This is a genomic window from Nocardioides sp. (assembly GCF_035481145.1).
In the GTDB taxonomy this organism is placed as follows: Bacteria; Actinomycetota; Actinomycetes; order Propionibacteriales; family Nocardioidaceae; genus Nocardioides.
The window spans coordinates 1-8,165 of sequence record NZ_DATIHB010000026.1 but is presented as its reverse complement, the minus strand read 5'-3'; the positions used below and the strand labels follow the sequence as shown (position 1 = coordinate 8,165).

Here is an 8,165-nt window from a genome sequence, read left to right as displayed (position 1 = left end):
CCGAGACGACGGCCAGCACCAGCATGAGCCAGTCGACGAACGTCACCGGGGGAGCCGCGAGATCACGACGAAGATCCGGATCAGCCGGAAGAAGCGCGCGTAGGCGTCGTTGACGGGCAGTGGCACCGCGGCCGGGATCATGCCGACCAGTTCGTACCAGTAGACGACCGGGAAGCGGAGCCCCATGCCGGACCTGCGCCACCGTACGCAGAACTCGACGAAGAAGATTCCGCAGATGACCGTGTCGGCGACGATCACGCGGTCAGCCGTCTGCTCGCTCACGTCGAAGAACCAGATCCACACCAGCAGCGCGACCGAGACGACGGCCAGCACCAGCATGAGCCAGTCGACGAACGTCACCGGGGGAGCCGCAGGCTTGCCGGGTGCCCGCTGCGGTCCGCTGCCGAACTCCTCACCGACACCCGGACCCACGTCAGCGGCGACGGGCGACACCCCCTCCGGTACCGGGTACGGAGACGACGACGGCGTACGGCGTGCCATCGGACTGGCGTCAGGGCGGGTCGCGCTCATGAACCGCACCCTAACGAGCGACAATGGAACGGTGCCCCTCTACCGCGCCGAGGCCGTCGTGCTGCGCACCCACAAGCTGGGTGAGGCCGACCGGATCATCACCCTCCTGACCCGTGACCAGGGGCGGATCCGGGCGGTGGCCAAGGGCGTACGCCGGACCACCAGCCGGTGGGGGAGCCGGCTGGAGCCGTTCAGCCACGTCGACCTGCAGCTGGCCGAGGGGCGCAACCTCGACACCATCACGCAGGCGGTCACGATCACGCCGTTCCCGGCCAACCTCGGCCTGGACTACGAGCGCTACACCGCGGGCACCGCGATGCTGGAGACCGCCGAGCGGATCATCACCGAGGACCGCGAGCCGGCACTGCAGCAGTTCCTCCTGCTGGTGGGCGGCCTGCGTGCGCTCACGGGCAACGACGACACCACCGTCGAGAAGCCGCACAGCCAGGTGCTCGACTCCTACCTGCTGCGCAGCCTGTCGGTCGCCGGCTACGCACCGAGCTTCGACGCGTGCGCCCGGTGCGGCGAGATGGGGCCGCACCGGTGGTTCCACCCCGCAGCGGGCGGCGTGCTCTGTCCCAAGGACAAGCTGCCGGGCTCGGCCCACCCGCAACCGGAGACGATCACCCTGCTCGGCGCCCTGCTCGCCGGCGACTGGCCGACGGTCAACGCCAGCGACCCCCGCCACCGGCGCGAGGCGACGGGCCTGGTCTCGGCGTACCTCCAGTGGCACGTCGAGCGCGGCCTGCGCTCCCTGGCGTACGTCGAGCGCTGATCCGGAGTACGGCGGTCAGGCGTCCTGGCGCGGGCGTCCGGCCTCGCCGAGCGGGTGGTCGGTGATCGCGGTCGGGACCGCGCCGGTCTCCCACTGGTCGATGGTGCTGTTGAACTTGCCGAGCAGGCGGCCGAACTGCTCGACCTCCTCCGGCGACCACTCGGCGAGGAGCAGGTCGAGGGCCTGGCGGCGGAAGTCGCGGGCCTCCTTGATGGCGCGCTCACCGAACTCGGAGAGGCTGAGGAGCGTCGCCCGCCGGTCGCCCGGGTCGGTCTTCTTCGCGGCGAGACCGAGCTTGACGACGGCCTGGGCCTGACGGGTGACCGTCGAGGGGTCGAGGTGGAACGCCGAGGCGATCGACCCCAGGCGCTGCGGTCCCTCGTCGGCGAGCAGACAGAGGATGCCGTAGCTGGAGCGCTCCAGCGCGACCTCGCCGCTGGCAGTGCTGACGTGGATCGCGTTGCTGCGACGCATCATCCGGGTGAGCTGCTGCTCGATCACGTCGTTCGGGGTCTTCGGCTCCACGGGTCCTCTTCGCACTCAAAGGTCACGGTTCGGTCACAGTGTGCATGATCGAAGTTACCCGAGTGTCAATCCGGCCGCGTGTCGGATGGTCGGATCCGTCTTCGCGGCGCGGGTCGCCCGCGTGCCGGGCGTCGTGGAGACAGCCTAGGCTTCCGCTGTGACCCGTCGCTACGCCACGCCCCAGCCGCACGCGTCCGGTGTGAAGCCGCCGCCGATCCCGGCCGAGCTGGTGCCCGAGCACGTCGCGATCGTCATGGACGGCAACGGCCGTTGGGCCAAGGAACGCGGGCTGCCGCGCAACGCCGGGCACGCGCAGGGTGAGTTCGCGCTCTTCGACGTCATGGAGGGTGCGATCGAGCTCGGCATCAAGGCCGTGACCGTCTACGCGTTCTCGACCGAGAACTGGTCGCGCTCACCCGACGAGGTCCGCTACCTGATGGGCTTCAACCGCGACGTCGTACGCCGGCGACGCGACGAGATGCATGCGCTCGGCGTCCGCGTGCGCTGGGCCGGACGTGCGCCGCGGCTGTGGAAGTCGGTCATCAAGGAGCTCCGGGTCGCGGAGGAGATGACGCGCGACAACGACGTGCTCACGTTGACGATGTGCATCAACTACGGCGGGCGCCCCGAGCTCGTCGACGCCACGAAGTCCATCGCGCGGGAGGTGGCCGCTGGCCGGCTCAACCCCGAGAAGATCGACGAGAAGACGATCGCGCGGCACCTCTACGTGCCGGAGTTCCCTGACGCCGACCTGATCTGGCGGACGTCGGGGGAGCAGCGGCTCTCCAACTTCCTCACCTGGCAGTCGGCGTACTCCGAGTTCGTCTTCACCGATGTGCTCTGGCCCGATGTCGACCGGCGCCACCTCTGGGCGGCCTGCGACCAGTACGCCCGCCGCGACCGGCGCTACGGCGGTGCGGTGCCCAACGAGGTCAGCGGGAGCTGACGCAGCGGGGGCAGACCCCGAAGAGCTCCAGGGTGTGCGAGATGTCGTCGTAGCCGTGCTCGGCCGCGATCGACCGGGTCCAGCGTTCGACGGCCGGCCCCTCGACCTCGACGGTGGCGCCGCACTGACGGCAGACCAGGTGGTGGTGGTGCCGCGACGGCATGCCGCATCGACGGTAGAGCGCTTCGCCGTCCTCGTTGCGCAGCATGTCGACCTCACCGGAGTCGCTGAGCAGCTGGAGCGTCCGGTAGACCGTCGCGAGACCGACCTTCTCGCCGCGCTGGGTGAGCTGGACGTGGATGTCCTGCGCGCTGCGGAAGTCCTCGAAGCTGGCGAGCGCCTCGGCGACGGCCCGGCGCTGCTTCGTCGGCCGTACCGTCGGGGCGGCGGGGTCACCCGGCCCGGAGCCGTGACGGTGCCCGTGCGTCGGCTCAGTGCTCGTCATAGTGCTCTCCGTGCGGCGCGTGGCGGTGTCCGTCGTGGACGTAGTCGACGTGGTCTCCGTGAGGGATCGCGAGGTGCCCGCAGTCCTCGCCGTGGACGTGCGGGTGGTCGCCCGTCACCTCGTGCGCCAGCGGCTCCAGCGGCGCGAAGGGCTCCACGTGCTGGCGGCGGCGGCGCAGCCAGACGCCGAGCGGCCAGGCCAGCGCGAACGCCGCGAGCGCGACGAGAACGATCGTCGGCCCGGGCGGGACGTCTGCCAGGTCCGCGAGGTACGCCGAGGCGATCAGGCCGCCGAGGGCGGAGCCGACGCCGAGCCCCATCGCCGCGACCAGGGTGGTGCGGAAGGACCGCGTCACCTGCTGGGCGGTGGCGACCGGGACCACCATCAGCGCAGAGACCAGGAGCAGGCCGACGGTGCGCATCGCGAGGGTCACGGTCACGGCCGCGAGAACAGCGACGAGCACGTTGTAGAACCGCACCTTGATGCCCGCGACCCGCGCGAACTCGGGGTCCTGGGCCACGGCGAAGAGTTGCGGTCCCAGACCGATGCAGAGCGCCAGCACCACCGTCGCGAGGGCAACCGTGGCGGCGACGTCGGTCCAGCCGATGCTGAGCAGCGAACCGAAGAGGTAGGCCTGCAGGCTCTGGGTGCTCTGGCCTGCGACACCGGTGATCATCAGGCCGCCCGCAAGGCCGCCGTAGAAGAGCAGGGCGAGCGCGACGTCACCGTTGGTGGTGCCGCGCTCGCGGATCAGCTCGATGACGACCGCACCGGCGACGGCCACGCCGACCGCCGTCCAGGTCGGGGAGGCCTGCAGGAGCAGGCCGAGTGCGACTCCGGTCACGGCGACGTGGCCGATGCCGTCACCCATCAGCGCGAGCCGCTTCTGTACGAGGTAGGTGCCGATCGCCGGAGCCGCGAGGCCCGTGAAGACGGCGGCGATCAGCGCGCGCACCATGAACTCCATCGTGAGCACGGAGAGGAGGTAGCTCATCGGCCCGCCTCCGGGTGGTCGCGCGGGTCGAGGGGCGAGGCGACCTGGGGGCGGTGCGGCTTCACAGACTCCGCCTCGGGGTGGTGGTGGGTGTGGATCTCACCGAAGAGCGGGTTGTGCACCTCGTGGTCGGCGAGCGGCGGGCCGTCGTACGCCACGCGGCCGTCGCGCATCACCACGGCCCGGTCGACGAGGGGAGCGAGCGGACCGAGCTCGTGGGCGACGAGCACGATCGTGGCGCCGCGCTGCTTGAGGACCTCGAGCGCCTCGGCGAGGGCGATCTGGTTGGGCAGGTCCACGCCGGCGGTCGGCTCGTCGAGGAAGAGCAACTCCGGCTCGCCGGCAAGCGCACGGGCGATCAGTACGCGCTGCTGCTGGCCACCGGAGAGCGTGGAGACGCCGTCACGCAATCGGTGCGAGAGGCCGACGACTTCGAGCGCATCGCGGATCGCGGCACGGTCCGCAGCGCGGAAGGGCCGCAGGCGCCGGCGCCGGGTGAGCCGGCCCGAGGCGACGACCTCCCACACCGACGCGGGTACGCCGCCGCCGACACCCGAGCGCTGCGGGACGAAGCCGAGCCGCTGGCGCTCGTGGAACCGCTCCAACGGCGTGCCGAAGACCCGGACCTCGCCTGCGACGACCGGGTGGAGGCCGGTCATCGTGCGAACCAGGGTCGACTTGCCCGAGCCGTTGGCGCCCATCAGCGCGACGAACTCGCCCGGGCGGACCATGAGATCGACGCGGCGCAGGATGGGGCGGCCGCCAAGGGAGACGGAGGCACCACGTACCTCGACGACGGGTGCGTCATCGAGGTCCGGTGCGTGGGGGATGGTGCTCAACAGGCGTTGGCCTTCTTCAGTTCGGCGAGGTTCTGGCGCATGACGGTCAGGTAGTCACCGTCATTCTCCTCCGCCTCGGCAGTGAGGCCCTCGAGCGGGTCGAGCACCGCGGTCTCGATGCCGAGGTCACCGGCGATCGCTTCTGCGGCGCGCGGGCTGACGAGCGTCTCGGAGAAGACGGTCGTGATGCCGTGCTCCCTGATCAGGTCGTGCAGGTCCGAGATCGTCGCGGCGTTCGGCTCGGAGTCGGGGGCGAGGCCCGAGATCGCCTCGAGGTGAACGCCGTACTTCGTGAGGTAGCCGAAGGCGTCGTGGTTGACGACGACGGTGTCGCGCTCGCAGCCCTGCAGGCCGGTGGAGAACTCGCCGTCGAGGGCCTCGAGGTCGCTGCGCAACGCGGCAGCATTGGCCGCGAAGTCATCGGCGTGGGCCGGGTCGATTCCGGAGAGCTTCTTCGCGATCGCGTCACCGAGGTCGGCGACGAGGAGGGGGTCCTGCCAGAAGTGGGGGTCGAGGTCGCCGTGCTCGTGCTCGTGCTCGTGCTCGTGGTGGTCCTCCTCCTCCTCGTGGGCAGCGTGCTCCTCGGCGCTCTCACCCTCGTGACCCTCGGGCAGCTCCTCCTCGTGGCCCTCACTACCCGCCGGCTTCAGCTCGACGGCGTCTGCGGCGTTGACGGAGGGACCGTCGCGGTCCTCCTCGACGGCGGAGTCGACGGCTGCCTGGAACCCGTCCTCGAAGACGACGAGGTCGGCGGTGGCGACGTCGGCGACCTGGCTCACGGAGAGCGAGAGGTCGTGCGGCTCCTTGCCCGGCTGGGTCAGGTTGCTGACGTCGGCGTGCTCGCCCGCCACGCGCTCGGCGGCGTACTGCAGCGGGTAGAACGCGGCGACGACCTGGAGACGACCAGAATCCTGGTCGTCGCCACCGGAGCAGGCCGCCAGCGAGATCCCGGCAAGGAGGGCGGTGGCGGCGAGGGCGACGGAGCGCGTGGCAGGCGAGAACATGAGAACGATTCTCAGACACTTGAGAATCATTGTCAATTTCGCCGTGCCCGAGCACCGGACCCGGTGCCGCGTCCTCAGGGGTCGGGTGGCAGATTGCCCGCATGGGCGGCTCGCACTCACACCTCCACGCGCACGACCACGCCGATGTCGAGACCGCATCGGGGCCGCGCGCGCTCCTCTTTGCTTTCCTCGCCCTGGTGGCGGTGGCGACGGTCGTGGGCCTGGTCGCGCTCTGGCCCGAGGGGAAGGGTCCGCACGCGCAGTACGCCGTCGAGGGCATCACCTACCCCAGTGCCACGGTGGTCAAGGTCCACGAGCCCTGCCCGGTGATCATGGCGGACGCCTCGGCCGACGCGACGCCGCCACCGCAGATGCCGCCGCACTGCAACGAGCTCGACGTGGAGCTCGCTTCCGGTGCCACGGTGACGGTGCAGGCCGAGCCGGGCGCCACGCGGTCCGGCCTCGTGCCCGGCGACCGGGTCTCCCTGGCCAAGGTGCCCACGCCCGACGGCTCGGCGATCTACTCCTACTGGGGCACCCAGCGCAACGTCCCGATCGGGGTGCTCGCGGCAGCGTTCGTGCTCGTGGTGGCGGTCGTGGCGCGCTGGCGCGGACTGCTGGCGCTGGTCGGACTCGGGGTGGCGGCGACGATCTTCGGCTTCTGGATGGTGCCGACCCTGCTGGAGGGGGCCTCGCCGATCTGGGCGGCGCTCACCGCCTCGTCGGCGATCATGCTGGTCGTGCTCTACCTCGCCCACGGCGTCTCGGTGCGCACGAGCACCGCCCTCGCGGGCACCCTCGTCGGCCTGCTGATCACCGCGGCCCTCGGCGTGTACGCCGTCGGGTCGGCCCGGCTGAGCGGCATGGGAGGGGAGACGGCGGAGGCACTCGTGGCCAACGCGGACGGACTGGAGTTCCAGGCGCTACTGGTCGCCGCGATCATCGTGGCGGGCCTCGGTGTCCTCAACGACGTCACCATCACCCAGTCCTCCGCGGTCTGGGAGCTTCGTGCTGCCTCACCCACGATGACGCGTGCGCAGCTCTTCGCGAGCGGGATGCGGATCGGCCGCGACCACATCGCCTCGACCATCTACACGATCGTCTTCGTCTACGCCGGCACCGCGCTGGGCACCCTCCTGCTGGTCGCCCTCTACGACCGGTCGCTGGTCGACATGCTGCTCACCGAGGAGTTCGCCGAGGAGGCCGTGATGACGCTCGCGACGAGCATCGGCCTCGTGCTGGCGATGCCGGCGACCACGGCCATCGCTGCGCTGACGGTGACCGGCCCGACGTACGCCGGGCGCCGCGTTGCTCACGTCGAGAGCAGTCGCACGAGCTGACGGGCGACTCGCTCGAGAGGTTCGGTGCTGTGCTGTGCCCGCGCGACGATGAGGGCTCCCTCGACCGCGGCGACGGCGAGCCCGGCCTGGTCGGCGGCGAGGCCGGCCCGCACGCCGCGGCCGACCAGCGCGTCCGCGATCTGCCCCTGCCAGCGGGCAAAGCTCCGGCCGGCAGTCGCACGGGCGTCGTCGGTCTCCTCGGGGGAGACGGCCGCGGCCGCGACCGGGCAGCCGTCGGCGAAGTCCTGGCGGATGAGCGACTGCTTCCAGTAGTCGACGAAGGTCGCGATGGCGTGCGCCGGGTCCCCGCCCTCGAGGAGGTCGGCGAGGAGCTGCCCGATGAAGTCTCCGGCCATCGCGGTCGCAGCGCTGGCGAGCTCGGCCTTGCCGCCGGGAAAGTGGTGGTAGATCGATCCGCGGGGAGCCTTCGCATGCTCCACCACGTCGCGGAGCGACGTGGCGGCCACGCCGCGCTCGCGGAAGAGGGCGGCGGCGCTGGCGACCATGGCGTCGCGGGCGCTCATCCGACCGGCTCCAGTCCGACCGACTCCAGGCGGGCGGGGACGTACTTGTGCCACGGTGTGCCGGCCAGGAAGTCCTTGTGGTGCAGCGAGGTCAGCTCGTTCGGCGCGACGCCCGGCGTACCGTCGGCGTGCTCGACCCCGAGCCCGTTCGGCAGCGAGACGTGGCCCGCCTGCATCTGGTCGGTGACCTCGACGACGGCGACGGCCGTGCCCTTCTCGGTGATGATGCGCAGCGAGTCGCC

11 protein-coding genes are annotated in these 8,165 nt (G+C 71.1%); 3 read left to right on the top strand and 8 right to left on the bottom strand.

Annotation, left to right across the window (positions count from 1 at the left end; genetic code table 11):
- Positions 1–42 precede the first annotated feature (42 nt).
- Positions 43–531: a hypothetical protein gene (locus VLF38_RS02530; protein WP_325269721.1), complete on the bottom strand. Its 489-nt coding sequence runs from the start codon at positions 529–531 to the stop codon at positions 43–45.
- A gap of 31 nt (positions 532–562) precedes the next feature.
- On the opposite strand from VLF38_RS02530, the gene recO reads away from it, so the two are divergent.
- On the top strand, positions 563–1,306 hold the full coding sequence (recO, locus tag VLF38_RS02525) for a DNA repair protein RecO (protein ID WP_325269720.1): 744 nt from the start codon (positions 563–565) through the stop codon (positions 1,304–1,306).
- A gap of 15 nt (positions 1,307–1,321) precedes the next feature.
- Here recO and VLF38_RS02520 read toward each other — a convergent pair whose 3' ends face one another.
- Positions 1,322–1,831: a MarR family transcriptional regulator gene (locus VLF38_RS02520; protein ID WP_325269719.1), complete on the bottom strand. Its 510-nt coding sequence runs from the start codon at positions 1,829–1,831 to the stop codon at positions 1,322–1,324.
- A 157-nt stretch (positions 1,832–1,988) separates the two neighbouring features.
- Between VLF38_RS02520 and VLF38_RS02515 the strand changes: the two genes are divergently transcribed.
- Positions 1,989–2,777 carry an isoprenyl transferase gene (locus VLF38_RS02515; protein ID WP_325269718.1) on the top strand — a complete coding sequence of 263 codons (789 nt, stop codon included), beginning with the start codon at positions 1,989–1,991 and terminating at the stop codon, positions 2,775–2,777.
- On the opposite strand, the gene VLF38_RS02510 is transcribed toward VLF38_RS02515, so the two are convergent.
- Genes VLF38_RS02510 through VLF38_RS02495 form a run of 4 tightly spaced genes read right to left on the bottom strand, consistent with a single transcriptional unit; the run spans position 2,764 to position 6,059 of the window.
- Complete coding sequence (locus tag VLF38_RS02510; RefSeq protein ID WP_325269717.1) at positions 2,764–3,222, bottom strand: transcriptional repressor; 459 nt, start codon at positions 3,220–3,222, stop codon at positions 2,764–2,766. The two genes, VLF38_RS02515 and VLF38_RS02510, sit on opposite strands and share 14 nt — an antisense overlap.
- A complete protein-coding gene (locus tag VLF38_RS02505; protein ID WP_325269716.1) occupies positions 3,209–4,216 on the bottom strand; it encodes a metal ABC transporter permease in 1,008 nt (335 codons plus the stop codon). The genes VLF38_RS02510 and VLF38_RS02505 overlap by 14 nt, the downstream gene beginning before the upstream one ends.
- Complete coding sequence (locus VLF38_RS02500; RefSeq protein ID WP_325269715.1) at positions 4,213–5,055, bottom strand: metal ABC transporter ATP-binding protein; 843 nt, start codon at positions 5,053–5,055, stop codon at positions 4,213–4,215. The genes VLF38_RS02505 and VLF38_RS02500 overlap by 4 nt, the downstream gene beginning before the upstream one ends.
- Positions 5,052–6,059 (bottom strand): metal ABC transporter substrate-binding protein, encoded by a 1,008-nt coding sequence (locus VLF38_RS02495; protein ID WP_325269714.1) that lies wholly within the window; start codon positions 6,057–6,059, stop codon positions 5,052–5,054. The genes VLF38_RS02500 and VLF38_RS02495 overlap by 4 nt, the downstream gene beginning before the upstream one ends.
- A 101-nt stretch (positions 6,060–6,160) precedes the next feature.
- On the opposite strand from VLF38_RS02495, the gene VLF38_RS02490 reads away from it, so the two are divergent.
- Positions 6,161–7,399 carry a YibE/F family protein gene (locus VLF38_RS02490; RefSeq protein ID WP_325269713.1) on the top strand — a complete coding sequence of 413 codons (1,239 nt, stop codon included), beginning with the start codon at positions 6,161–6,163 and terminating at the stop codon, positions 7,397–7,399.
- Here VLF38_RS02490 and VLF38_RS02485 read toward each other — a convergent pair.
- On the bottom strand, positions 7,372–7,923 hold the full coding sequence (locus VLF38_RS02485; RefSeq protein WP_325269712.1) for a TetR/AcrR family transcriptional regulator: 552 nt from the start codon (positions 7,921–7,923) through the stop codon (positions 7,372–7,374). The genes VLF38_RS02490 and VLF38_RS02485 overlap by 28 nt on opposite strands.
- Positions 7,920–8,165 (bottom strand): molybdopterin dinucleotide binding domain-containing protein (locus VLF38_RS02480; protein ID WP_325269711.1); only part of this gene is annotated, 246 nt, incomplete at its 5' end. The genes VLF38_RS02480 and VLF38_RS02485, both read right to left, overlap by 4 nt.

Bases quoted from the DNA above. Each gene is read 5' to 3' on its own strand.
- VLF38_RS02530 (WP_325269721.1), bottom strand. From the start codon at position 531: ATGAGCGCGACCCGCCCTGACGCCAGTCCGATGGCACGCCGTACGCCG.
- VLF38_RS02510 (WP_325269717.1), bottom strand. From the start codon at position 3,222: ATGACGAGCACTGAGCCGACGCACGGGCACCGTCACGGCTCCGGGCCG.
- VLF38_RS02505 (WP_325269716.1), bottom strand. From the start codon at position 4,216: ATGAGCTACCTCCTCTCCGTGCTCACGATGGAGTTCATGGTGCGCGCG.
- VLF38_RS02495 (WP_325269714.1), bottom strand. From the start codon at position 6,059: ATGTTCTCGCCTGCCACGCGCTCCGTCGCCCTCGCCGCCACCGCCCTC.
- VLF38_RS02490 (WP_325269713.1), top strand. From the start codon at position 6,161: ATGGGCGGCTCGCACTCACACCTCCACGCGCACGACCACGCCGATGTC.
- VLF38_RS02485 (WP_325269712.1), bottom strand. From the start codon at position 7,923: ATGAGCGCCCGCGACGCCATGGTCGCCAGCGCCGCCGCCCTCTTCCGC.